The sequence below is a fragment of the Bacillus spongiae genome, from assembly GCF_037120725.1.
Lineage (GTDB): Bacteria > Bacillota > Bacilli > Bacillales > Bacillaceae_K > Bacillus_CI > Bacillus_CI spongiae.
Genome location: NZ_JBBAXC010000002.1, coordinates 26,672 through 53,004, shown reverse-complemented (window position 1 = coordinate 53,004; position 26,333 = coordinate 26,672). Strand labels below are relative to the sequence as shown.

Annotated in this window: 21 protein-coding genes; 4 read left to right on the top strand and 17 right to left on the bottom strand. The window is 35.5% G+C overall.

The window, feature by feature from the left end:
• Positions 1-54 precede the first annotated feature (54 nt).
• Positions 55-1,413, bottom strand: a complete 1,359-nt coding sequence (locus WAK64_RS02385; RefSeq protein ID WP_336585332.1) for a TrkH family potassium uptake protein — start codon at positions 1,411-1,413, stop codon at positions 55-57.
• Positions 1,414-1,508: 95 nt separating this feature from the next.
• On the bottom strand, positions 1,509-2,720 hold the full coding sequence (locus WAK64_RS02380; protein ID WP_336585331.1) for an NAD(P)/FAD-dependent oxidoreductase: 1,212 nt from the start codon (positions 2,718-2,720) through the stop codon (positions 1,509-1,511).
• 147 nt (positions 2,721-2,867) lie between these two features.
• Here WAK64_RS02380 and WAK64_RS02375 point away from each other — a divergent pair, with 147 nt between their 5' ends.
• Positions 2,868-3,062: an alpha/beta-type small acid-soluble spore protein gene (locus WAK64_RS02375; protein ID WP_336585330.1), complete on the top strand. Its 195-nt coding sequence runs from the start codon at positions 2,868-2,870 to the stop codon at positions 3,060-3,062.
• Positions 3,063-3,231: 169 nt separating this feature from the next.
• Here WAK64_RS02375 and WAK64_RS02370 read toward each other — a convergent pair whose 3' ends face one another.
• The 8 genes from WAK64_RS02370 to WAK64_RS02335 all read right to left on the bottom strand — a co-directional run bounded on the left by WAK64_RS02370 (position 3,232) and on the right by WAK64_RS02335 (position 13,814).
• Positions 3,232-4,710 (bottom strand): anti-sigma factor domain-containing protein, encoded by a 1,479-nt coding sequence (locus WAK64_RS02370; RefSeq protein WP_336585329.1) that lies wholly within the window; start codon positions 4,708-4,710, stop codon positions 3,232-3,234.
• The gene (gene sigI / locus WAK64_RS02365) at positions 4,707-5,465 is read right to left on the bottom strand and encodes an RNA polymerase sigma factor SigI (protein WP_336585328.1); all 759 of its coding nucleotides are present in this window, start codon (positions 5,463-5,465) and stop codon (positions 4,707-4,709) included. Before sigI ends, WAK64_RS02370 begins: the two co-directional genes overlap by 4 nt.
• 395 nt (positions 5,466-5,860) lie before the next feature.
• Positions 5,861-6,628, bottom strand: coding sequence for a TerC family protein (locus WAK64_RS02360; RefSeq protein WP_336585327.1), 768 nt, complete (start codon positions 6,626-6,628; stop codon positions 5,861-5,863).
• Positions 6,629-6,764: 136 nt separating this feature from the next.
• Positions 6,765-7,229, bottom strand: coding sequence for a hypothetical protein (locus WAK64_RS02355; RefSeq protein ID WP_336585326.1), 465 nt, complete (start codon positions 7,227-7,229; stop codon positions 6,765-6,767).
• A 73-nt stretch (positions 7,230-7,302) separates the two neighbouring features.
• Positions 7,303-8,400, bottom strand: a complete 1,098-nt coding sequence (locus WAK64_RS02350; protein WP_336585325.1) for an SDR family oxidoreductase — start codon at positions 8,398-8,400, stop codon at positions 7,303-7,305.
• Between the two features lie 110 nt (positions 8,401-8,510).
• Positions 8,511-11,567: an efflux RND transporter permease subunit gene (locus WAK64_RS02345; protein WP_336585686.1), complete on the bottom strand. Its 3,057-nt coding sequence runs from the start codon at positions 11,565-11,567 to the stop codon at positions 8,511-8,513.
• Positions 11,568-11,800: 233 nt separating this feature from the next.
• Positions 11,801-13,378: a peptide chain release factor 3 gene (locus tag WAK64_RS02340; RefSeq protein ID WP_336585324.1), complete on the bottom strand. Its 1,578-nt coding sequence runs from the start codon at positions 13,376-13,378 to the stop codon at positions 11,801-11,803.
• 190 nt (positions 13,379-13,568) lie between these two features.
• On the bottom strand, positions 13,569-13,814 hold the full coding sequence (locus WAK64_RS02335; RefSeq protein WP_336585323.1) for a YueH family protein: 246 nt from the start codon (positions 13,812-13,814) through the stop codon (positions 13,569-13,571).
• A gap of 157 nt (positions 13,815-13,971) precedes the next feature.
• Between WAK64_RS02335 and WAK64_RS02330 the strand changes: the two genes are divergently transcribed.
• Together WAK64_RS02330 and WAK64_RS02325 are read left to right on the top strand one after the other, a co-directional pair.
• On the top strand, positions 13,972-15,189 hold the full coding sequence (locus WAK64_RS02330) for a NupC/NupG family nucleoside CNT transporter (RefSeq protein ID WP_336585322.1): 1,218 nt from the start codon (positions 13,972-13,974) through the stop codon (positions 15,187-15,189).
• A 106-nt stretch (positions 15,190-15,295) separates the two neighbouring features.
• A complete protein-coding gene (locus WAK64_RS02325; protein ID WP_336585321.1) occupies positions 15,296-16,363 on the top strand; it encodes an aromatic acid exporter family protein in 1,068 nt (355 codons plus the stop codon).
• Positions 16,364-16,448: 85 nt separating this feature from the next.
• Here the strand turns inward: WAK64_RS02325 and WAK64_RS02320 are convergent, their stop codons facing one another.
• The 3 genes from WAK64_RS02320 to WAK64_RS02310 form a co-directional block, all read right to left on the bottom strand.
• Complete coding sequence (locus WAK64_RS02320; protein WP_336585320.1) at positions 16,449-17,921, bottom strand: UDP-N-acetylmuramoyl-L-alanyl-D-glutamate--2,6-diaminopimelate ligase; 1,473 nt, start codon at positions 17,919-17,921, stop codon at positions 16,449-16,451.
• 219 nt (positions 17,922-18,140) lie between these two features.
• Entirely contained in the window at positions 18,141-18,626 is a 486-nt protein-coding gene (locus tag WAK64_RS02315; protein ID WP_336585319.1) for a tetratricopeptide repeat protein, read from the bottom strand.
• Positions 18,627-19,012: 386 nt separating this feature from the next.
• Entirely contained in the window at positions 19,013-20,068 is a 1,056-nt protein-coding gene (locus WAK64_RS02310; protein WP_419465885.1) for a M42 family metallopeptidase, read from the bottom strand.
• Positions 20,069-20,199: 131 nt separating this feature from the next.
• Here WAK64_RS02310 and WAK64_RS02305 point away from each other — a divergent pair, with 131 nt between their 5' ends.
• Positions 20,200-21,783, top strand: a complete 1,584-nt coding sequence (locus WAK64_RS02305; protein ID WP_336585318.1) for an ATP-binding protein — start codon at positions 20,200-20,202, stop codon at positions 21,781-21,783.
• 94 nt (positions 21,784-21,877) lie between these two features.
• Here WAK64_RS02305 and WAK64_RS02300 read toward each other — a convergent pair whose 3' ends face one another.
• The 4 genes from WAK64_RS02300 to WAK64_RS02285 form a co-directional block, all read right to left on the bottom strand.
• The gene (locus WAK64_RS02300; protein WP_336585317.1) at positions 21,878-22,939 is read right to left on the bottom strand and encodes a hypothetical protein; all 1,062 of its coding nucleotides are present in this window, start codon (positions 22,937-22,939) and stop codon (positions 21,878-21,880) included.
• A 304-nt stretch (positions 22,940-23,243) separates the two neighbouring features.
• Positions 23,244-23,717, bottom strand: a complete 474-nt coding sequence (locus WAK64_RS02295; RefSeq protein ID WP_336585316.1) for a hypothetical protein — start codon at positions 23,715-23,717, stop codon at positions 23,244-23,246.
• A gap of 156 nt (positions 23,718-23,873) precedes the next feature.
• Complete coding sequence (cls, locus tag WAK64_RS02290) at positions 23,874-25,079, bottom strand: cardiolipin synthase (protein ID WP_336585315.1); 1,206 nt, start codon at positions 25,077-25,079, stop codon at positions 23,874-23,876.
• Between the two features lie 160 nt (positions 25,080-25,239).
• A complete protein-coding gene (locus WAK64_RS02285) occupies positions 25,240-26,319 on the bottom strand; it encodes a toxic anion resistance protein (protein WP_336585314.1) in 1,080 nt (359 codons plus the stop codon).
• Positions 26,320-26,333 lie beyond the last annotated feature (14 nt).

Sequence of the window (26,333 nt, the reverse complement as noted above, 5' to 3'; positions counted from 1 at the left end):
TCATTTATTAATTTCCATTTCTTAGCAGCTCGATAATAGAAGAGTCTATTATTTCTATCCAATAATAAGGCGCTCTTTCGGATAATGGTAATTGGTTGGTTTTTCTCTTCCACCAATAATGAATAAAAATGATAAAATTCCTACGCGTCCAATAAACATTAAAATCATTAAAGTAATTTTCCCAATTACAGATAATTCTGAAGTAATTCCCATTGATAGACCCGTCGTACCAAATGCAGAGCAAACTTCAAATATGATTTCAATTAAACGATGTTCCTCTGTAATCGTTAATATAATGATGGAGGAAGAGCATAGAACGATTGCTAACGTCGTCACGACTAACGACTTAAGTACATCTTCATCATGAATTTCACGCTTAAAAATCTTAATATTTCGGTTTCCCTTTGCAAAATTATATAAAAATAGCATATTTATTGCTAACGTCGTCGTTCTAATACCTCCTCCTACTGAACTTGGTGATGCTCCAATAAACATTAATCCACTGATTACTAGGAGCGTAGGCTCAGCAAATTGGCTAACATCCATTGTCGCTAAACCACCGCTTTTAGTCGTTGTTGATTGAAATAATGAGTAGAAAAACGCTTCATGCCATACCTTTCCTTGAAAAAAATGAGTCCACTCTAATGCATAGATGGCTACTGCTCCCACCAATAATAAAATAAAAAAAGTGGCAGTGGTCAGTTTAGTAAAGAGCGAAAAGTGAATACTGATTCCCTTTTTATTTCGATTTAATAAAAAGTCTTTTGTTTCAATTAAAACGGGAAACCCAATCGCTCCTAAAATCATTAGTAAGATAACAATAAATTGTACGAAATAATCATTTGCAAAGGGGATAAGTGATTGACCAGTAATATCAAAACCAGCATTGGTCGTTGCAGCTACTGAAGCAAACAAACCATGAAGAAAGGCCTCACTCCATGTTGAATAATAACTTAAAAAATATAACCCGAGGATAAACGCTCCCACAAGTTCAATTACGACCATTAATAAAAGAATGTGTCTTAATAAATTGACTAAACCAGAAAGCGACATTTGATTTTGATCAGTCATTATTAACCGTCTTTCTTTTAACCCAATCTTTTTTCCAAATATTATCCAAAAAAATGTTCCTAACGTCATTACCCCTATTCCGCCAACTTGCAAGACAAGCATTAATATGATAATTCCAATTGTATTAAATGTTTCAGCTGTATTTACAACAGTTAACCCTGTTACACTAATCGCGCTAACACCTGTGAATATAGCATCAATAAAGGTCCATTTTGCCCCCTCTTTATGAGCAAACGGTAAGCTTAATAGTACTGTCGAAACAGTAATGGCAATAAAATAATACGTTCCAATTAGTTGTGCCGGAGTCATTTTGTTAAATATTTTCTTTAACTGTAGCCACATAAAAAAATTCCCTTTCCATACGTTGTGTCATTGTATATCTTAAAGAAAAATTGATCGAATGAAAAGAGGGAAGTTACATTCTAGTAAAAGAAGCTTTAATTATTATGAACATAAAGTTGAAAATCTTTAGACCTCTTTCCTTCTATTATCTCTTTGAGAATTTTTGCAAAAATGATACTATAAACTGTCCCATTCCCACCATAGCCTAATAAAAAATAGCAGTTAGGGAAATGATGAGATTGATGAATCATCGGCATTCCATTGTGCGTACTTCCAAAAGTTGCTGCCCACTGATAGTCTATCCTTATTTTTCCTTTTAGGGACGGAAACCATTTTATTAATGTTTCAAGAAGTCTTTTTGCTTTATGAGGCAGCATGGAGTCTCTTTCTAAAGAGTCTTTTGTCGGCTCATCAAGACCTCCAATCACAATTCTACCATCGACTGATTTCCTTGAATAAAAATACGGTCTTGCAGTTTCCCAGATGAGACAGTCATTGGGCCACTCAGTAATTTTCTCTACTGGATTTGTAGCAATCGCATAGGAATTTTCAATTACGACATTACGATTAGATATAGTTTCCATCGTTTCATACCCTTGAGCATATACAACTTTATTAGCATTAATGGCATAACCGGATCGGGTAAAATACGTCCAACTATCCTCATTTTTTCTTTTACCATTAATATCAGTATGTTCAAATACCTTAACCCCCTTATTATAAGCATATTGTAAGAGGCTATGAGCTAATTTAAACGGATTAACTTCAGCATCTCCTTCTATCAATAACCCCGTTCGATTATTTAAAAATTCATTCGAATTGTTTTCTCCCTTCAAAAACAAAGTAACAGGGAATTGATGTTGTTTTAACACTTCATATTCTTTTTTAATTTCTTCTATTCCGGCTTCGTCTGAAGCAAAATAAATACTGTTTCGCTGCTTAATATCTGTTTGAAGCTCAAGACTTGGGATAATAATATTTTGTAATGTATTAATAGCCTGACGACATAATTGGTAATGACGAACCCCTTTATCCTTTCCGAACGAATGAATACATTTATATAACGCTTTATCATTTGAAAATTGTAAAAGTCCTGTATTGGCCGCTGTACTGCCTAAAGCCATTTTTCTTTTATCAACTAATACAACCCTAAGAGATGTTTGACTAAGGTAGTAAGCACAAATAGCTCCAGACATGCCGCCTCCTATTATTAATACATCACATTCAATATCGTGGTCTAAGCATTCATACGTTGGAATATTCGTCATGGTTTCAGTCCATAATATTTTTCCTGATCTTAAATCCATTCTCATTCCCCATTTATCTTTTTTATGTAAACAGTGTTCCCTTATACAAACACTTCCATCCAAATTTTCCTAGCATGACAATTTATGTTTCCGAACAAAATAATCGTGTAACAAAGAAAATTTTATGAAATTTAAGGAGTGCTCATAATGGCAAGAAATTCAAATAAATTATTAGTTCCAGGTATTGAAAGTTATTTAGACCAAGTTAAATATGAAATTGCACAAGAGTTTGGCGTTCAACTCGGCTCAGACACAGTTGCAAGGTCAAATGGTTCTGTTGGAGGAGAAATTACAAAGCGGTTAGTCAAAACAGCTCAATCCCAACTATCTGGAAAGGAATAAATATATCAAGGAAAATCAATGACGTAAAATTATTATAGTACAAAAAAGCCTCCTGACTTCAGGAGGCTTTCTTGGAAAAAGCTTAATCTTTCTCAATTGTTACTCTGCTACTAAGATCTTCTATGTGTTTTATTACCATTATATATCTCACTTAGTACATACAAACCATTTACTTTATATGGCAATAGTAATGATAATGGTAATGACCGTAATCAGAATGCTCGTCAGGCTCGTGGTAATGGTAATGATGATGACAATGACATTCACCTGGAGTTGGTTCTGGTTCTGGATCTACTGGCTCTGGTTCCGGATCTACTGGCTCTGGCTCTGGTTCTGGATCTACTGGCTCTGGCTCTGGTTCCGGATCTACTGGCTCTGGCTCTGGTTCCGGATCTACTGGCTCTGGCTCTGGCTCTGGTTCTGGATCTACTGGCTCTGGCTCTGGTTCTGGATCTACTGGCTCTGGTTCTGGATCTACTGGCTCTGGCTCTGGTTCCGGTACTACTGGTTCTGGCTCTGGTTCCGGTACTACTGGCTCTGGTTCTGGTTCCGGTACTACTGGTTCTGGCTCTGGTTCCGGTACTACTGGCTCTGGTTCCGGTACTACTGGTTCTGGCTCTGGTTTCGGTACTACTGGCTCTGGCTCTGGTTCCGGTACTACTGGCTCTGGTTCCGGTACTACTGGCTCTGGCTCTGGTTTCGGCACTACTGGCTCTGGCTCTGGTTTTGGTGCTACTGGCTCTGGTTTCGGTACTACTGGTTCTGGCTCTGGTTCTCGTACTTGTTGTTCACTATGTATATCATCTTGTCCTTGAGATGGTGATAGCCCTATATCTGACCCTCGATCTCGATTTAGAAATTCCTGGACCGGAACAGTGACACTTCTTTCATTCTTTTTAGGAGAATTATTCTCTTCTTCCTTGTTCTCAACCGCGACGCCTCTATCTGAAGGTGAAGATAGAAAATTCTTAAAAATGTCTTTCGGTGCTTGATTGATTTGACTTTCTGGTTTAATGTTTTTTTGTAACTGTTGAATATAGTCCCATGTACTAATTCCACTTTCTAATGCAGCATTTCGTTGATCTAACGTTACAGGAATAAATGTTGACATGGGGATTATACCAATAATATCGGCAACTTCCGCCAAAACTGTATCTGAGCTTTCTGATTGATTCCCTTTCACAGCAGCTGTTACTATAATATTATCAGTGTTATATCCTAATTTTTGACTATACTCTACAGCAGACACCATGATCGTTTCAAGAGAGCTATACTTCCAATCTTCTATCTCTCCTATAAATTTTTCCGCTTCTTCATTAAACGGAATAAATTCAATAACTTCAAAATCCTTATTTACGCCTAGTTCGAAACTTGGGTAGGTGTCAACTGACACATAAGCATACACTGTATCCTTGCCTAAGGATGACTGCATTATCGTAAATACGAGCATTAATAAAGCTGCAATACCTGCCATTTTTGTCCAAGTAAGATAAGATTTTGTTTGTCTTTTCTCTTTATACGACGTAAACAGGATTTCTTCACCGACGGCATATTCTCTATTTTGTATAACGGCTTTCTCAAAATGCCCACACGGTGTCATCATGATCAAGTAATCTTTTTTCTCTTCCATGATTATCCCTTTTTTCATGTGTCTATCCGCCCTTTTAAGTAATCCCGTAAATAATAAAAATCTTTTGTCAAAATAAGCGTAACAGCAATAATATATTTTCTGTTTCGTTCTACCGTTTTTCTACTAACATGTACTTTCTCAACCAATTGTTTCATTGGTAGGCGTTTTTTTGTTTCTAATATAGAAAGTAAGCCATCATCTTCAGCAATCAATTTCGCAATGTTAATGGCATTTACTCGAGCATCTTCATGCTTGGGTGATTGTTCAATCAAATCCTCAAATGTTAAGTCATACGTTGCAAGAAGTTGCTGATATTGTAATATCTCTTCCTGCCTTGCTTTTCGTTCTTTTTCTTTCTCATAGTTTTCAAGCGATATGCTATTTTCTATTAGATTAGTTGATGAGTCGTCATCTTGTTCGGTTGCGTAGGAGCTATCTATGCTAATATTGTTATCTTTATTATTTTTCCTTAAATAGTCAATTACTTTCCGCTTAATGATAACTTCTGCTAAACTTAGTAGAGAAGACCCCTTTTCTGGTTGATATTTTAATATGGCTTCATGAAAGGCAATTAAACCTACACTAAATTCATCATCACTTTCATAAATGTACCTTTTGCAAACAGAGGACACCGTTTTCTTTATAAAAGGATGGTAGGATTGAAGAAGTTCTTCTAATGCTCTTTCATCGCCATTTTGTATTTCCAATACTTGTTGTTCTAATGACTTTAGTTTCTTTTTTCTTGTTAATAAGAGTAACAAAAGATTTAGCACTATCTCACCTCTTCTAATCTATTATATATGAATAATGAAGATAGAAGAATGGTAAGACTGTCCAATTTACCCAGAAAAGCCTTAATTGAGACTTTAGTGCATATATTTTTATATGACTTTAGTTCTATCGTCATAAATAAAAGGTTCTACATTCTTGTATTATATAATAAATTTACCATTTTTATCATAGCATAAAATGTCAGAGTGTTCGAAAAAATATTATTCTCTTAAAAAATAATACTTTTTTCACTACTATGTCAACGGTTTTTATTTTTCCCACCTTAAGCCTCACACTTACTATAACCTTCTGTGTATACCTAGTCCACCAAACATCACAATATCGGCTATCATTAATATGTTAATATAACAAAAAGAAACTAATAGGGTATCCCCCATTAATTTCCTGTTTTAACCCTTGCTTGTTTTTTCGAGTAAAAATACCCCCCTAATGCTATTCCAATTAGAACAATCCAAAAAACAAGCTTGAAACTAGTCGATTCTGGGAAATGTTCATTTATTATTTTCACCTTTGGATGAGCTAAGGTAAATACCGCTAATTTGACTCCAACCCAGCCGACGATTAAGAAAGCTGCCGTTTCTAAACTTGGATGGGTTTGCAATAACTTAACAAACCAATTGGCAGCAAAACGCATAATAACAAGCCCAATAATTCCACCAAGTAACATTACAATAAATTGTCCTCCATCGATTCCGCCAATTTTAATCCATCCCGTAGGTTGTAGTGTTACTGCTAAGGCCACCGCGGCTAGCATGGAATCAACAGCAAAAGCAATATCAGCTAGCTCTACTTTTAATACAGTCATCCAAAATGAAGATCCTTTTAAATTTCCTTCACTATGAGCTAACTTTTCTTTTCCTTTCGCTTTTTTAATCAGATGTTGAAAACTGATGAAAAGTAAATACAGAGCACCTATTGCTTGGACCTGCCAAACATCAACCAAAAAGGAAATGGTGAACAAGGCAAGAAAACGAAATACAAAAGCACCGAAGAGCCCATAAAAAAGTGCCTTACGTTGTTGCTCTTCAGGCAAATGCTTTACCATCACAGCCATAACAACTGCATTATCTGCTGCAAGAATACCTTCTAAACCAATCAACACTAATAATACCCAGCCATACTCTAATAATAAGGTTATATCCATAGAAATGACCTCCACATTTATTTTCACCTTCTCAACACTTGTGGCGGTGTCTTCTAGTTATTAATATAACCAAATATAAATAGAAAAAAACAAAAGACCTACCGATCTTTTGTAACGCTTTCGATTAAGTTCCCAATCATATATTCGTCCATTTTATTATAAATAATCTTAAAAGTAGCCCAACAGCAATACCGGGAAGAACAAATAGCATTGGTAGAAAAACAGGACCAAAGAAGATATCAAAGAGCGTAGTGTGAGCGGAATACATTACTCCAACAGTCACAAAGTAAGCAGCAAAGGCGAATGGAAGATAATGATAACGTTCATCTTCTCTTAAACTATTCCTATAAGCATCCCACATAGAAAAAAAGTAAAGACATGGGTAAAATAAAACCCATTGGTAGTCAATGACTTGAGCTGCTTCTCTAGTCTCACCCATAAAGCTCAGCATAATGGCTGTGTTAAAGCTACTATTTATATTAATTATAATTTCTAAAAGAACAAAAAGAACGCCTTTGATATGCTGTCTAAGAATCAGTTGAGGAAAACCTGGGAAGGCAACGCCCCATAAAACTGCTTCTAATTTTCCTATTTTCTTCATTGCCCTCCTCCTGATTTTCAAGTATTCTTATCATAACCACTTTCTCTAAAATTATTTCGTAATCACTAACTAATTAATGGATGGCAATATGATAATCACTATTTTGTTTATTTTGTTCATAAAATGCTACCATATTAGCAACCCCCTCTATAAAATCAGGACAAACGATACCACTTCCCACTAAATCTTGTTGAGCAATATCGCTACGAAAGTCGCCATTCCATGAAAAATAATCTACAGCTTCTCTTTCAACACCAAGGTAGCTTCTTACAGATTTAAATTTCAAGGCATTTTTCACCATCCATAAAGGGACTTTCCCTTTAGGACTTTTGTTTAGCATCTCTTCAAGAATGCTTGAATACACTTCCCTCACAGTGTGTGGATTAGGGTCTGTTAAATGGTATGTCTTCCCGATCGATGTTGGTTGATCACTGAAATAAATGGATGCCTTAATCACGTAATCAAAGGGGACAATATTTAGGTAACTGTCGCCATCTCCAACAGCTGGAAGAAAAGGTAAAAATCGAAGCTTGTCCAACATATTCATAATAAAGTAAGGTCCATCAAATTTACTCGTTTCTCCTGTATGTGAGTGCCCTTTGACAATTCCCGGTCTTATTATTGTAGTTGGAATAGTGGATTTTAACTGTTCAACATATTCTTCAGCAAAAAACTTTGTTTCTTCATAATAATTATGAAAAGATGTGGGCTTAATTAACTCCTCCTCTAGCAATGGTCCTTTTCGTTCTCCAGCAACATAGGCTGTCGAAAAATAGACATATCTTTTTAGTTGAATGATTCTTTTCACCAAATCATTCACCATCTTTGTACCCTCTACATTTACTTTAAAGGCAATATCCCTCGATACTGCTAAATCATAGATAGCAGCTAAGTGCCATACTTGAGTAACTTTATTTAATATTTTTGTGACAATGGGTTCTTTTATGCCACAATTTTTCTCTGTAATGTCTCCTTCAATAATCGTTATTTGATCAGACGTCGCCCCCGTTTCTTGCATGAGAAATTGCTTAGATTTATATGCTGTTTCAACCATAGTTGGGATGCAAACAACAAAAAACTCAGAGTCTTTTTTCTTTACTAATAGCTCTTTCATAAGCTGCGTACTCAAAAAACCTGGAAAACCTGTTATGAAATAACAATCTTTTTGCATAATTTCACTTCCTTTTCCATTATTAACTCTATTATATAAAATTTTTTGAACTTTCTGTTATTTAAAATAAAAAGAAATGACCTTTAGTGATCATTTCTCTCATATTTTATTCATATTTCTTTTTTCTTTCGCCGAGTCTCCTTATCAAATAGACTATACACTATAGGAATGAGAAATAACGTCAAAAATGTTGAACTAATTAATCCTCCAATTACGCTAATCCCCATCGGTTGATTGATCTCAGTACCCTCTCCTAACCCTAATGCTAGTGGAAGTAACCCTAATATGGTCGTTAATGCCGTCATTAATATAGGTCGAACTCGATTTTTAACAGATATAACGATAGCGTCATAAGATGAAAGCCCTTTTTCTTTTTGCTGATTTATATAATCAACCAACACTATCGCATTATTAACGACGATACCTGCTAAAACTAAAAGACCAATAACAGCAGAAATACTAATTGGAGTTTTGGTAATCGTTAAAGCAATTGCCACTCCAATTACCATCAATGGCACAGTTATCATGATGACTAATGGATATTTTAATGACTCAAATTGAGCAGCCATTACTAAATAAATTAATAGGATAGCTAACACTATCGCCATGATCATATCGTCTATTGAATCTTCAAATAATTCTCGATCACCACTAAAATTAATTTCTGTTTCATTTGATAAATTTAATTCCTTTATTTTCTCATCGACTAGTTTTGATATCTCTCCTAAATTTGTATCAGATAAATAGTTTACGGTAAATTGGACAGCATTTTGTTGATTAATACGCTGGACTCTAACTGGTCCTGTAGCTTCTTTAATTTCTACGATATCATCCAATTTCACATATGTGCCCTGTGGTGTTTTTAACGATAAATTTTTTAAAGAATCGATGCTTGACGTAATATCTTTATCATATTGAATGAACACGGGATATACGTCAGACGTATTAGAAATAATTTGTGTTACTTGTACACCTCTTGTAATATTATTTACTTCTGATGCCACCGTGGCGGGGAACATTCCGAACTGTAATGCTTTTTCCCGATCAACGACCATTTGAACCTCTTTCACTGTTTCCATAACATCGATTGATACATCCGTCACATCTTGAATTTCTTCCATTCCGGCTTGTAAAGAGTTAACCGCTTTGTCTAAACGTTCTTTACTTGTATCTTGAACGGTAAAGGTCAATGTTTGTGGAGCTGATCCTGAGGTAGATTGTAGATTAAATGATAATTGGGCTCCATCTGCCACTTGCTCTAGTTTTGGCTTGACCTCATCGACGAAAGAGAAAATCGATTGATTTCGTTCATCTAGACTGATTAACTTAACATAAATCTCAGCTACATTTTGTTGACTAGAACCTCTAAAGGATGCCTCCTGAGTCGTTCCAATTAAACTGACATACAATTCAACTAAGTCTTCCTCTGCAAGTTGATTTTCTAGATTTTGTACAACCTTTTCCGTCTCGGTAAAGGTTGAGCCATTCTCAAGCTCTACTTGCATTGTAAAGTAACCTTCATCTGTTGCAGGAAGAAATTGTGTTCCAACAGTCGTTAAGCCGTAAGCCCCTATACCTAACAACAATAGTGTACTAACAATCACAACTAAACGATGCCTTAATGTCCAATGAATACTTTTTTCGAACCATTTCGACTTCTTTCTTCTTCTTACTTTCGCTTCTTCCTGCCTATTTACTGGCTTTAACCACCTGCTAGCAAGCATCGGAATGACCGTCAATGCAACCACGAGTGAAGCAATTAAGCTAAAAGAAATAGTTAAGGCAAATTCAGTGAAGAGTTCGCCAATAAGACCTGTAATAAATACAACAGGAACAAATACTGCTACAGTAGTTAATGTAGAGGCAGTAATGGCTGAACCCACTTCTTTCGCTCCATCTAGTGCAGCTTGTTTTGGACCTTTACCGAGTGATAAGTGGCGATATATATTTTCAATGACAACTATCGCATTATCCACGAGCATTCCAATTCCTAGCGCTAATGCACCCAACGTCATTATATTTAATGAGAATTTAGCAAAATACATTAAAACAAAAGTGACAATGACAGAATAAGGAATGGCTATACCAATAATTAATGGACTTTTCACATTTCGCAAAAAGAAAAATAATACGAGCATCGCAAATGCCCCACCTAAAATAAGGGCATTTGATATGTTGCCCATTGCGTCTTGTATGTACTTCCCTTGATCAAACAAAACGTCTGATTGTATACCTTCATATTTCTCTTTTTCTAATAATTTTGCTAATTCCGCCTGAAACGCTGTAGAAACACTAGCAGTATTGGCATCTGATTCTTGTAATACACTTAACAAGACAGAAGGTTCTCCATTTGCTCGAGTAATGGAATTCACTTCTTGTTGTTGCTGTTGTACATTTGCAATATCGGAGAGTGATATTTTTTCATTCGTAACAGGATTTTGAACGATGGTGAGTTGCTTAATCTCCTCTAAGCTCGTTAAAGTACTCAGTACTCGAGTTGTTAGTGATTTTCCTTCCGCTTCAATTGTATTACCTGGCATAGATATATTATTGGCAGCAATAAGATTTACGACATCACTTTGCGATAAAGAGTATTTCTTTAATTCATCTTGATTTAATTCAATGCGGATTTCTTCCACAAGAGTTCCTGACATATTTACGCTAGCAACACCTTTTACTCTTGTTAATTCCTGTTCTAGCGCCTCCGCTAATTCTTTTAACTCCACTTCACTTTCTAAGCCTTGTAGAGAAACCTGAATAATTGGAAATTGAGAAGGGTCAAATTTTAAGAATCTAGGCTTATTCGCATCTTCAGGAAGCGGTGTTTGATCAATCCTTTGAAGCACCTCATTTTGAATATCATCGATAGAAGTGTCCCAGGAGAATTCCATTAAAATTAAATTAGTCCCTTCTTGAGAAGTTGAAGTAACATTTTTAATCCCAGGAAGCGTCGCTAAATTAGCTTCTAAAGGTTTAGTTAATTTTTCAACAACCTCAACAGGGCTCGCTCCAGGATATGTGGCTACAACAACTCCAACAGGAGGGCTGATATCCGGAATTAACTTTAGTGGAATTCTCAGTAATGAGACCCCACCAAGAATCAAAATAATGAACATTGTTACTAAGGTGAAAACTGGTCTTCTAATTGAAAAGGAACTAATCAACAATCCATCTCCTTCCATGTTTTTTCTTTTCCTACAATCATTGAACGATAATGTAACTCATTATGCCTTTTGTAGAGTTCAAGATGATCTTTTCTTTTAATACTACCAATTAGTATCACAACGCAAAAGCATCTTTACTCAAAAAAAAATCGGCAAATGCCGATTTTTTGTTTTAAATGTCAATATTCTTTAGCTGTAAAAGGTCGATTCAAAGGAATTCCTTTACATTAACACCTCTACATTAAGCTATATAATCTAATCGTTGGATTTTTATCTTGGAACCAACGTGTCGAAAATTCGTTTTCAAATAAAAAGACAAGTCTACCGTACCGATCTTTCACAAGAAGACTTCTAGAACTAGACATAGTTTCCTTTACTTCCTCTTCATTTTCTATCCACCGCGCAATTTTCGTTCCGATATTTTCCATAATTACATCGGCATTATATTCATTTTTCATCCTATGTTCAAATACTTCAAACTGAAGTTGCCCTACAGCCCCGAGAATAATGTCCTCGGTTCGAAGCGTTTTATAGTACTGAATCGCCCCCTCTTGCACTAATTGGTCGATTCCTTTATAAAAACTTTTTTGCTTCATGACATTTTTCGCGGATACCTTCACAAAAATCTCTGGAGTGAATTGAGGGAGCTTTTCATATTCAAAGCGATTTTTTCCTGATACAATCGTGTCTCCTATTTGATAGGTTCCAGTATCATAAAGACCAATTATATCTCCGCTTACCGCTTCATTCACTGTACTACGGTCATCCGCTAAAAATTGAGTAGATTGTGAAAGCTTCATCTGTTTCCCCGTTCGAGCAAGAGTAACACTCATCCCTCGATCGAACTGACCAGAACAAATTCTTACAAAGGCAATCCGGTCTCGGTGAGCTGGATTCATATTTGCTTGAATTTTAAAGATAAATCCAGAAAATGCTTCTTGGGTAGGTTCTACAACACTATCCGCTGTTTTTCTTGGCTGAGGTGGTGGCGCGAACTGCAAATACGTTTCTAAGAACGTCTGAACACCAAAATTAGTTAAGGCACTACCAAAAAATACTGGCGTTAATTCTCCATTTTTCACTTTTTCTTCAGAAAAACTATTTCCTGCTTCATTTAGTAATAATATTTCTTCCAACGCTTGATCATATAAAGAAGATTGCTTTATTTCATGATCTCCTTCAATTTCTCCGTCTTGATTAAGCTGAACATACGTAGACATTTTATCTTCTTGATTTTTAAAATATTCGATTCGATTATAATGACGATCATAAACCCCTAAAAATTCTTTTCCCATACCGATGGGCCAATTCATTGGATAAGATTCAATTCCTAATACTTCCTCAAGTTCTTCTAACAGCTCGAGTGGTTCACGTCCTTGTCTATCCAATTTATTTATAAACGTAAATATTGGAATTCCACGCATTCGACAAACCTTAAACAATTTCAACGTTTGGGGTTCAATCCCTTTTGCAGAATCAATGATCATCACAGCGCTATCAACAGCCATTAACGTTCGATAAGTATCCTCACTAAAATCCTGATGTCCTGGTGTATCAAGTATATTTACTCGAAATCCATCATAATCAAATTGCATGACAGAAGATGTAACGGAAATCCCCCGTTGCTTTTCAATTTCCATCCAGTCGGATGTGGCAAACTTTCCTGTTTTCTTTCCTTTTACTGTACCTGCTGACCGAATTGCTCCTCCAAACAAGAGGAGTTGTTCCGTAAGTGTTGTTTTCCCGGCATCAGGGTGAGATATAATAGCAAAGGTTCTTCTTGAAAGAACCTCTTGTTCTAAACTTTTTGTCATAATTGTTTAAATCCCCTTCTATTGAAAAAATAGCCATTGCCTATATATGATGATCGTACCGTTTTCTATCATAGTCTTTCTATGATAGACATTCAAGACAGTTTTAAAAAACAGGAAATCTATAACTTCTAGAAAAACTCTAACAATAGAAGTTATTCATTGCAACCTATTTAATATCCGGCTTCAATTATTACATTTCCTTCGTCCATTGATCAATTTTCAGTGCCAACACTTCACATTCTTCCTCAGTTAGCTTCGTTACCTTTTGTAACGAAAGCGTCATTTCATCTATTAGTCTTTCGCCAAATTTCTCGTATGTAAAAGAAAAAGACCATTCTAAGGAAGGTACCGCGACTAAAATGTACTCTTCCTTTTTATTTTCATACAAAAAAACTTTCGTTTCTATTTCTTGAATTAGACTCTTTCTAACTTTCATTAAAGCACCTCTTTTTTCTGAATGATATTAACAATATAGTACATACTATCTTTGAAATACAAGACAACACTTATTCTAATGCAATCGTTTATGATACGAATGCATTGTAATGGAATTAACGAATGACATCAAGAAAAATTTGAAGAGGTGAATTAAATTGCAATTTTTATGGGGTATTATCGGCATCCTTACAGTATTAATCATCGCCTATATTTTTTCAGCACATAAAACAAAGGTTAATTTTAGAACTGTACTCGGAGGGCTTGCAATTCAACTATTGTTTGCGTTTCTTGTCTTAAAGACTACTTTCGGAAAAACGGCATTAGACTATTTAACCAATGTAGTAAATAAGATTATTGGATACTCTGATGCTGGTGCAAAGTTCTTATTTGGTGGATTGTATGGAGATGAAACAAATATCTTTTTCATCTTTGCTTTTGATGTTTTGCCTGTAGTTATTTTCTTCTCTGCGTTAATATCTGTTCTTTATTACCTCCGAATTATGCAAGTATTTATCCTCATCATTGGAGGTGCTTTATCTTGGCTATTAGGTACGAGAAAGGCAGAATCGATGTCAGCTGCGGCCAATATTTTTGTCGGTCAAACAGAAGCACCTTTAGTGGTTAGGCCATACTTAAACAAAATGACAGAATCCGAGTTATTTGCCATTATGACAGGAGGACTTGCTTCTGTTGCTGGTTCTGTTTTAATTGGGTATTCACTATTAGGTGTTCCGCTAGAATTCTTATTAGCAGCGAGCTTTATGGCTGCTCCCGCAGGGCTCGTTATGGCCAAAATATTCGTTCCAGAAGTAGATGATACTCCTGAACCGAAAGATTTTGAAATGGAAATTGATTCAGAGTCGGCCAATGTCATCGACGCTGCAGCTCGTGGAGCTGGTGTCGGTTTACAGCTTGCCCTAAATATTGGAGCTATGTTATTAGCCTTTATCGCTCTAGTTGCACTAATAAACGGGTTATTAGAATTTTTAGGAGGGTTTGTTGGCTTTGATAATTTATCATTAGAACTGATCCTCGGATATATATTTGCACCACTAGCGTTTGCCATTGGTGTCCCTTGGGAAGAAGCGGTCCAAGCAGGAAACTTTATCGGTCAAAAATTAATTATAAACGAGTTTGTTGCTTATTCTAGTTTTTCGGAAGTCCTTGACACTCTTACTCCAAAAACAGTTGCGATTGTTTCATTTGCGCTTTGTGGGTTCGCTAACCTATCTTCATTAGGAATACTTCTTGGCGGACTAGGGAATCTTGCTCCAGAACGTAGAGGAGATATCGCTCGATTAGGGCTACGAGCTATCCTTGCGGGTGCTCTCGCCTCCCTCTTGAGTGCTGCAATAGCAGGAATGCTCATATAAAGCCATCGTAAAAATACCTCAAGTTGTCACTTGAGGTCTCTTTTTTTTTGGTTTAAAAAAAGCTAAAATATTAAGTAAGGTACTTGAATTATTTGGAGAGATTATAATGAATTTAAAAAAATATAGATTATTTGGAGGGAGAATCGTTAAAACAGGTATTGCCGTCTTTCTAACGGCATTAATCTGTCAATGGCTCAATTTACCCGCTGTATTTGCCGTAATAACCGCCATCGTAACGATTGAGCCCACCGCTGTTGATTCAATTCGAAAAGGCCTCGTTCGCTTTCCAGCTTCAGCGATTGGCGCAGGCTTTGCACTATTATTTACATATTTATTAGGGGATGTTCCCATTACCTATGCATTTGCTGCCGTTGCCACAATATTATTGACTCATAAGCTTCGTTTAGATGATGGAATGCTTGTGGCCACCTTAACAGCCATTGCCATGATTCCGACAACGCAAGACCATTATGTCGCATCATACGTTACAAGATTAGGAACGACATCAATTGGATTAATCGTATCTTCACTTGTTAACTTCTTAGTCATGCCGCCTCACTATTCAAATAAAATTAGCACCAATTTAAACAGTTTATTTGTACAAACCGGGGACCTTTTCCAAAAAAGAATGCAGAGTGTCCTCCTTGAAAATACTCGCAATCCAACAACAGAACGCTTATTTCAAAGAATCCGAAAAGAAATTGACCGCACGGAAATCCTTTGCCACTATCAGCGGGAAGAATGGAAGTTTCATCGGCACTCAAAAGCAGAGTTAAAATTTTTTCAATCTAAACAGCAAAAGCTGCTCATCTTAAGACAAATATTGTATCATGTTGGTAATTTAGTTTATTTAGAGGAAAAAAATATTTTATGGTCAGAAAAACAGCATTCATTAATTCAAAAAGCTTCTTCTTCTCTTGCAGAAACGCTAATGAACCCTTCTGTTTCTTTTACATCTGAGCATTACAGCTTAATGAGAAAAATAGCAGAAGAGTTTTGGCATTTAAATTCTCCACAATACCAGCAGAAACCTAGTGAATATACATCCTTGTTTTCTCCTGAAGCGGTTATTCTTTATGAGCTATTGTCTATTCAAGAATTAATTGAGGAACTCGAGCAAACTAAGTCCCCGACAGAAATAACCATACCGGCTCATCAAGCTATCCATAAGTAAAACAATGTTTTCAATGCTTTTTTTAGAAATCAAAGGAAGGCTCCTAAATCAAAAAAAAGAACTCAATTGAGTTCTTTTTTTTATTTTATACAATACCAAATTTCCGTTCACATTGACTTAATGCAATATCACGATCACTATGAGGGTATTTTGTATCCTCGATAATTTGGTAATCTTCGTGACCTTTCCCAGCAAAAATAATAACGTCTCCTTCTTCGGCAACTTCAATCGCATGCCTAACCGCTTCTGCTCGATCACCAATGAGTGCATATTGATCATGCTGCATGCCTACTGCTAAATCATTCACAATACTATCGTATTCCTCATAGCGTGGATCATCTGTCGTCAAAATCACATAATCAGCAGCTGACGCTTTTTCTGCCATGGCCGGCCGTTTTGATTTATCACGATTTCCTCCCGTTCCAACTAAAAAGATAATCTTATTCTTCTTAAAAGGCAGAACAGATTGAATAGACTTTTCAATCGCATCCGGTGTATGTGCATAATCAATATAAATAGAAACAGGTGCCTTTGTTTCCACTTTTTCCATACGCCCACTTACGGGAGTTAGCATTTTAATTAATGAAACAACCGTACTAACTGGCATCCCTTTGGCATAAAGTGATGCAATCGCTGCTAAAATATTATATACATTAAACTCACCAAGAAGGTTCATTTCGACATGGAATTTCCCTTCGGGTGACAGTAATTCAAATGTTGTTAAATCTTGATGATACATAATATTTTCAGCTTGAAAGTCCGCTCTATTTTCAATTCCATAAGAGATCACCTCATGAGCTGTTAACGTACGGTATCGATCATACCATTCCTCATCGCTATTCAATATTGCATACTTGGGCCTAGTTAAATCTTGACCAAGCTGAGCAAATAGTAACCCTTTTGCATAACCATAATGCTCCATACTTTCATGGTAATCTAAATGATCATGAGACAAATTAGTGAATGTAACAATATCAAAATCTATTCCCCAAAGTCTCCCTAACGCCAATCCATGTGAGGAAACTTCAAGAATCATATTTTCAATGTTAAGCTCATTTGCTTCTGCTAGTATTCTTTGAGTGGTTAAAATATCACTCGTCGTATTATTGCTAGGGAATTTTTTCCCATTCAAGTCAAACCCTATTGTCCCCGCTACTCCAGAAGATTCTCCATGCAATTGAAGAAGTGAATGGATTAAATTAGTAACGGTGGTCTTTCCATTGGTACCTGTTACGCCCATAACATTCATTTTCATAGAAGGTGCATCATAAAATGCATTTACTAAAAGGGCCATTGCTTTAAAGGTATCTTTTACTACCACTAGACTTGCTTTTGAATCATCTATATCCAGCTTTTTTTCTGCTAAAATCACGGATGCCCCTTTTTCAATAGCCATTTGGGCAAAGTCGTGACCGTCCACTGTAAAACCTTTTGTGCAAATAAACATCGAGTTCTCTGTTACTTTTCTTGAATCAAGCGTAATAGTATGTATTTCCTTCGGAAGCTCTCCATACACTTTTTTCACTTTTAGATTCGACAATAATTTAACTGTATCCATTCTAAAACCTCACAAAACTATTTTCTTTTCCTAATTCCCATTCATTCACATTTTTATTTTATCATTAGTGAATCTTGTTAAACAACTTCAGTCTCATAGACGTGATTGTATTAGTATACAATTTTTTTTTACTCTCTTTCAAATCGAATAATTGGTAGCTAATATGCTTCGCTCTATTCAGCCCTTAGGAAATATTATTGGCAACGTCTATAAACTCACTCACTTCCATGTTTCATCCAATTTATCAGAATAAAAGCGGATGGCTCGCTTATACCTTAAAATTTCTTCATCTGATGTTGTATCGGCGATTGATTGAAGAAGTATTTTCATGGCTTCACTATGTTTATTTATATTATAGAGCGTCATAGCATAAAAAATCCGTAATACTTGATTCTCTGGAAATAATTCCATACCTTTTCGTAATACTTCCTCTGATTTTTCATATTCACCTAGCGTTCGGTAAGTACTTCCTAGTCCTAGAAAAGCTCCCTCTAGGTCACTTCCTGATAACCCTAGTTTAATTGCTCTTTCATAATAAGGAACCGCTTGTGATTCTTCGCCTAATACATCAAAACTCCATGCGCATTGGTAGTTTACAACTGGGTCATTTGAATATTCTTTCACTAATTTTACTAGGATTTGATTTGACTCTTTTTGCTTTCCTTCTTTTCTCAGGAAAATGGCTCTTTCCATTTCTCTTTCCATTTGCTTTCACCTCATCTTATCCTCTAATTCTACTTTTACTAATACACATATTACTGTGTTTCTAGCGAGGAAATTTATAAATTATCACAATTATAGGTAAGAAATAAATCCTTTTAATTTCTATGAACAGATAGCATCTACTACCACTTCTCAGGTGAAAACCTTACTTTAAATGGACTAGGCATTAGGACAGGTTTCCAAAACAATATTGTTTATAAACATGTTGTACTGATTGGGAAAAGACCAGTTCGTTCGATGATTAAAATAACAGAAGGTAACAGGCAAGCGTTAGTACATATGGGAGCAGCTAGTAACTCAAAATCTAAAGCCCCATTACCCTTAAATTAGTATGAATGGGGCTTTATTATTGAATATGGCAATATAGATTATATACTAACTAAATTTGATTGAAGATAGTGATATAACAGTTTTTCAGTCTGTTCTATTGAAGATCGATGTGTGCGCTCAAATGCATGGGATGCTTCAATTCCAGGCCCAATCAACCCATGGACAATATCATGACCTGCTCTGATGGCTGCAGTCGCATCAGATCCATAATACGGATAAATATCCACTTTAAATTGCACGTCATTGTCCTTTGCCAGTTGAATCAGTTTTTGCCTTAAGCCAAAATGGTAAGGTCCCCCTGAATCTTTGGCACAAATCGATACAGTGTATTCATCAGAAGATTGTCCATCTCCTAAAGCGCCCATATCCACTGCCAAATATTCAACTGTCTCTTCCGGAATATTCGAATTACCTCCATAACCTATTTCTTCGTTATTGGAAATTAAGAAATGTGTTGTATAAGGTAATGAAACATTTTGTTCCGACAAAGTTTTTATCAAATTCAATAAAATGGCAACACTAGCTTTATCATCAAGGTGTCGTGACTTAATATAGCCACTATTTGTCACTTGGACACGAGGGTCAAAAGAAACAAAATCACCTACCTCAATTCCTAACTCCCTTGTTTCTTCGGCATTTAACACTTGTTCATCAATTCGAACTTCAATATTATTTTCATCTCTTTTCGCTTCACGCGCATCTTTATAAACATGCACAGATGTTTGATGCATTAAAATTGTCCCTGTAAACGTTTTTCCCGTTGACGTATGTATAGAGCAATATTCCCCTTCTACAGAACTCCAGTTAAAGCCACCAATCATGGACAATTTCAAACGCCCGTTGCCCTTCACTTCTTTCACCATTGCTCCAAGTGTATCAACATGAGCAGTCAACATTCGGTGTTTCTCATCATTTTCTCCCTTTAGTGTAGCAATAAGTCCACCTTTTCTATTTCTTGTTAAAGTCACAGGTGCAGACTCAAGATACCTTTCTACAAACGCAATTACTTCTTCTGTATAACCACTCGGGCTAGGAATAGATACTAACTTTTGAATAAGTGAAATTGTTTCACTCGTTTTAGGATATATACTCATCATTTTCCCCTCCATTTATTTAATTCTATTATATAAAAGAAAGAGTTTTGTCACCACTATTGTTCTTCGTTACTGCTTCCTATATATTGTAGATTAAAGCATTTATTTATCATTGAAAGAAAGTGATTTTCATGAATCAACAAATTGAACAATTAGTATATGAACGAAACAAAATTATTGTAGGTTTATATTGGGTTTGTTTTATTTTACACGTACCGTTAGCAGCTATTTTCGCTCCCCTTCATTTGTATTCTTTACTAGTAACAGGAACTTTAATTGGAATTGGTTTAATAGGCATTCATATGCAAAAATACTCGACCAAACTCTTTCTTATCGGAACACCATTTTTTGTATTACTTTATGTTTTTTCTATCAACCTTATTAATCCCAATTTTAATCACTTGATTTTTATTCCGTTTGGAATCGTAATTTTGTCACTATTCCAAAGCCCTGTCATCGTTGCAATCACCACCATCATTAGTGTCATGATGATGGGGTACTTTTCGTTATCCTCTTCATCATCAATAGAACATTTTGAGGAGGGCTCCCTGCTCTCGCTGCTTTTATTTTCATTACTATTAGGAACCTTCTTTTTCTTTTATACGCACTATTCAAGGAGCTTATGGAAGCGAAAGTTAGAACACGAACAATTTATTAATAATAAGCTATTTTCTACCCAATCATATTTTAACCTTGTATTCCAGCATGCAAAAGATGCAGTGAGTGTTTTCGACTTAGAAGGCAAAATCGTTGATGTGAATCCAGCCTTTGAAGAAATTTACGGCTGGAAAAAAGAAGAATGTCTCGGTAAACAACTGAAAGTGGTCCCAGAAAGAATACGAAAAGAGGCAGCAGAAAGAACGAGAAGAACTCTAAATGGAGAAAGTATTAAATCTTTAGAAACAATTGATGTAAAAAAGGACGGGACTGAATTTGATGTGGAAATAACCCTTTCTCCCATTTTCAACCATGAGGGGGAAGTCATTGCAATGTCCGCAATTTCTCGTGACATTTCTTATAAAAAGAAAACAGAGAAGATGCTGCTTCAATCAGAAAAACTATCCTTAGCCGGACAGATGGCTGCTGGTGTTGCCCATGAAATTCGAAACCCTTTAACCGTTATTTCTGGTTTCATTCAAATGATTCATAATGATCCAAAAAGTGAATACAAGATGTATACAGACGTTATGTTATCCGAGCTCCAACGTATTAACTTAATCATTAGTGAGTTTCTCGTTCTTTCAAAGCCTCAGGCAGATATTCAAACAGTTTGTCTGTTAGATGATCTTATTCATGATATTACTGTACTTTTTCAACCAGAATTGAATTTACGTAATGTTTCTCTCACAGAGAATTGGAAAGAAATAAATATCTCTATATTTTGTGAACGCAACCAATTAAAGCAGTTATTTATAAACCTATTTAAGAACGCACTTGAGGCCATGCCAGAAGGGGGAAATCTGTCTGTTAGTATAAATCGTCTACACCCTGATCGAGTACAAATAGAAATAGCGGATACCGGTATTGGAATCCCTGAGCATTTACTTCAAACTATCGATACTCCATTTTACACAACCAAAGAAGGGGGCACAGGTCTAGGGCTAATGATTTCAAAGAAAATTGTTCAAAACCATAATGGTACCATTGAGTTTCACAGTGTTGAACACGAAGGGACAACGGTAATCATCACCTTTCCAACAGCTACTACCAAATAAGTAAAGGCAGGTTCAAGTGAGAACGCCTCCACTTGAACCTGCCTTTAACAAATCAATCAGCTTACATAACAATCTGTTTTCTATTGAAGGAGCTTTAATCGTTCTCCCTCTTCATGTATTCGTCCGATTTATGTATTTTTTCAGTCAAAGCATCATAAAACTGTTTAGGGTTGTCTGGACGAACATAGGCCTTTCTTACTTTTCTCTTCATTCCATACATCATTTTTGCTTCCACAGGCATTTCAAAATTAATCTCAAAAGTAGGCTTTTCTTTCATAAGATCAGCCACTACTCCATCAAAACTTTCTTTTTGAATAGATTTAGATAATTTTTCAGGACCTTGGTAATATTTAATATTGCTAACCTTATCAAATGGAACGGTTAACTGCCTCATCAATCCAACCTGTAAATGCAAATGTTGATCCATCATTATAAAAGGGCATAATCGAATAGCTTGTAACTCAGCTATAAAAAATAAAAGAGTATATAAATTCAATACTAATACGATAGTTGCCAAAGTTGGACTCCAAGAAAGCAATACAAAGTGAAAGCCCACAGATTCAAGGATAAGAGCATGAATGAGCATAATATACAGTGCTATTGCACTTGTTTTTTTATGAAAAGTGAATACTTGAACAGAGCCTAAATTAGCTAAAGGTTTTTTTCTCCAAGAAAAAAAACAGTAATAAATCATCGCTAGTTCAGAAGTAATAACATCAATTACACGTTTAATGGTGAATTGAGTACTTAAAGCATATTCTAAACGTTGTTGAAATGTGGGGATGTCCGTAACATTTCTACGGAATGATTTAGATACGGACATAATTTTTATCATTAATATTATAGTTGTATAAACGAAGAGAACGATGCCTACGCTCTTACCAGGATAAAGAAAGTCATTCGGCATAATGAACCATGCACCAGTGAAGCCAGCAACTACAACATGCCATATTTTTCTTAGCAGGTGTCGTTTACGAATAATAAAAAAGTAGGTAAGAATAGGTATTATTACAACGAAATCAAACAATGTGCCAAGAGCAACTTCAGTTGAAAGAGGGGGAAGAGCATCCAGACGATAAACGAGAAAATTAGAACTAATAATTAAAAATAATAATGTAGCAAACCATAACCACCTAGTATTAGATACTATTACCATTGTAGATTCTCCCATCCGCATAGTGTTTACCATCATTTTACACGTAGGAAGTGAAGAAATGTGTTAAGTGACCCGAGAATATATTACAATTTTTTGACATATTATAGTTCGTTTTCCATGAAAGTTTCTTTCATTTTGGTTAATCAATAAAACCCTCTCCTCTATTTAGCAGTCACTAGATAATGAACGGTACAGAAAAAGGAATATTTCTCTTCTAGTTTTTAAAATTCACCCTCTATTGTAGTTATCAAGAAAAAAGGCTGTCGACTTTATCGACAGCCAGAGGTGCTTACAGTCAGCACCTTTATTCTACATCATATGAATAAATGTGGATTTCAATCCATCGTGATACATCATCGAATATCTTCTCTTCTTTATATACTGGTTTACATGGTTCCAAAAAGCTAAGTCTTAATAATTCTAATCCTTCTAATTGATCGATAGTCTGCTCGATTTCAAGTATTTGTTCAGGGCTAGTCGCGTGTCCCTCTTTTTTTCGATCAAGGGGAAGAATAATAACTCCATTCTCAAAATCGTCGACCGTTACGTTGTTTTTTGCAAGGCTTCGTATCCTTTGGTTGACATCCCATAAGAAAACCCCGTGTACTTTTTTACATAAAGACAAATTTTGAAACACTTCCAACCATTCTGAGTCTTTCCAGCTTGTCGTAATTGTTTTTAGCTTTTGCCTAAAATTAATAAATTGATTGTTTTTTTTATTTGGTTCATTTACATTTATATTATTCCCTTGAAACTCTATTTTCTTTTCGCTAATCATATATAAATCCCCTTAAGTTATATATTCTATTATATCTCTACAATTTTCGACTGCCTTTTTTGCTTTATGGGGGTCGTTTTTTAAAAATATAAAATAAAATTATTTTTCTCATCGTTACTTAGATAATAAGGTCGTAAAACATAAAAAATAGAACATTTATAAGTAATAAGTCATCCATTTTGGCATTTTCATTAACCATTTTTCCCATATAGGTATCTCATTGAAATAAGAAATGGTTACCTTTCGACTATTAGAAAAGTCTTTTTTTAGCTGTTGTTCCACTTCATGAACAGTATCCTGATTGTAAATTAAACAATTTGATTCGTCATTTAAATACAAACTTCTTTTATCCCAATTTGCTGTTCCAACATCCGCCACTTTATTATCAATCATCATCACTTTTCCATGGAAAAACCCTTTAGTATAAAAATAGATTTCTACTCCTTCTGACATTAATGTTTTAATATATGGATAACTTGCCGGTTTTGTAAGCCAATTATCCGTTTCGTCTGGCAACAAAATTTTCATCTGAACCCCTCTACGTTTTGCCTCAATAAGCGCCTTCTGCAAAGGTTGACTAGGAATAAAGTAGGGAGTGGCAATCTCAATCGTCTCCCTAGCAGATTCAACTAGTTTCACCATCGTATCTTCTAGTTCCTCCCCAGTTGAAAATATAAATTGGAATGAATCTTGATTGGTCTCTTGATTGTCATCCTTGACTGCTAATAATTCTCCTGTATCTTCTTCCCAATCTTTTGCAAATTGTCGTTCTACTGCTTTAGTCCCATTACCTTGAACTCGTAAGTGATAGTCTTTCCAATACCCTAATTTCCGATCGTTTCCAAGGTACTCTTCTCCAATATTAAAGCCACCTAAATAGGATACCTCTCCGTCGATTACAGCTAATTTTCGATGATTACGATGTTGTAAAGAATAAAAGAAATGGTGCATTTTTGGAGAACGACTATTTGTAAAACTCACTCCCGTCTCGACCATATTATCAATCGTTTTTTTAGATAAATGGTTACCGATGTAATCAACTGAAAGCTTAACTTCTACTCCTTGATTCACTTTCTCTTTTAATAATTCAACAAACTGTAGAGAGATATCATCTTCACGAATTATATAGAAATGGACATAGACATATTTTTGTGCATTTTTAATATCTTGAAAAAATGCCTGAAATAATGACTCACCTTCTGTAAATAGATCGATTTTCCCATCGAAATAAGATGTTTCAACCGCTGAATGAGTTTCAATATAGTGCTGATACCCTTTTTTTACATCATATTGCATATACAAAAACAATGAACCACAAAGGATAATGACTAACATAATTATTTTTACTATTTTTACTTTCATGTGCAACTTCCTCTATCAATGATACCGTTAGTATGGGGAATAACAACGGTTTCATCCATTACAAATCGTTTCGACTGTAATAAAGAAATGTAGCATATTTTTTTATTTCTCCCTTTCCTCACAAAAAAACGTACAGAAAAATCACTGTACGCTTCAAAAATTACCGGTTATTAGTCTTTATTTTCTCCTGAAGTTGAAGTATGCGTTTCGTTCCTTCATCACGAAGTCCCTTATTCTCCTCTTCAATTGCCTTCGTTTCTTCCAGTCCTTTAACGATTGTATTCCAGGACTCCTCTATCGTTTCAATTTTGATACTTGGTCTTCCAGATAGTCGTGCGATTTCAGTGCTTTGATTAGATATATTTTGTGCATTTTTTAATAGCATTTCATTTGTACGCTTATCTAACTCATTCAAAGAATCTGCAACAAGCTTTTGACGTTTTGCTGATACAGCTTGAATAATACCATTTTTAAAAATCGGAATCGTTGTGATAAAGGCAGAATTAATCTTCCCAATGAGCTTTGTATTTCCTCGTTGTAATAGTCGAATTTGAGGTGCCGTTTGTAATGCTACCATACGAGCCATTTCCAAATCATAAATTCTCTCTTCTAACGTTTGCAAATTATTGTTTAATGTCGTTAGCTCGAGCTGCGCCATTTGGTCGCCACCTTCAACCTTTTGTTCAAGTACATGTTTTCGCTCATTCATCTCTTCTAACTTTATTCCACCAGCTACGATATATTTTTCTAAATCCATATAATATTGCACGTTATGCTCATACATTTCATCTAAATTAGTAGTCGAATGCGTCATCTCATCCTTATATTTAGAGATTTCAATATGAATTTTTTCTATTTCCTTGCCTAGTGTTTGATATTTCCCGAAAATTTTCTCAATCATTTTATCGCCACGACTAAATAGTTTTCCAATAATCCCCTTCGGTTCATCAAAATCCTTTTTATCAAAGCGGTCCATCAGCTTCCCAAGCTGTTTGAGCATGACACCTGAATCAGTCACACTAGTCGATTTCATCATTGATAAGATACGATCTGAAAACTGAGATATTTCAATAGCCGGCTCTTTACCAAATTCTAATAGTTCCGTTTGGTTTCTGACATCGATTTGACGAGCAAGCTGTTGGACTTCTGGTTCCGTTTTTAATTGTAAGCGTAGTTCGTCTCCCTTTTCTTCATTTATCACTTCATCTGTTTTAGTAACCTGTAAAGTATCTGAATTCATTCTATTCCACTCTC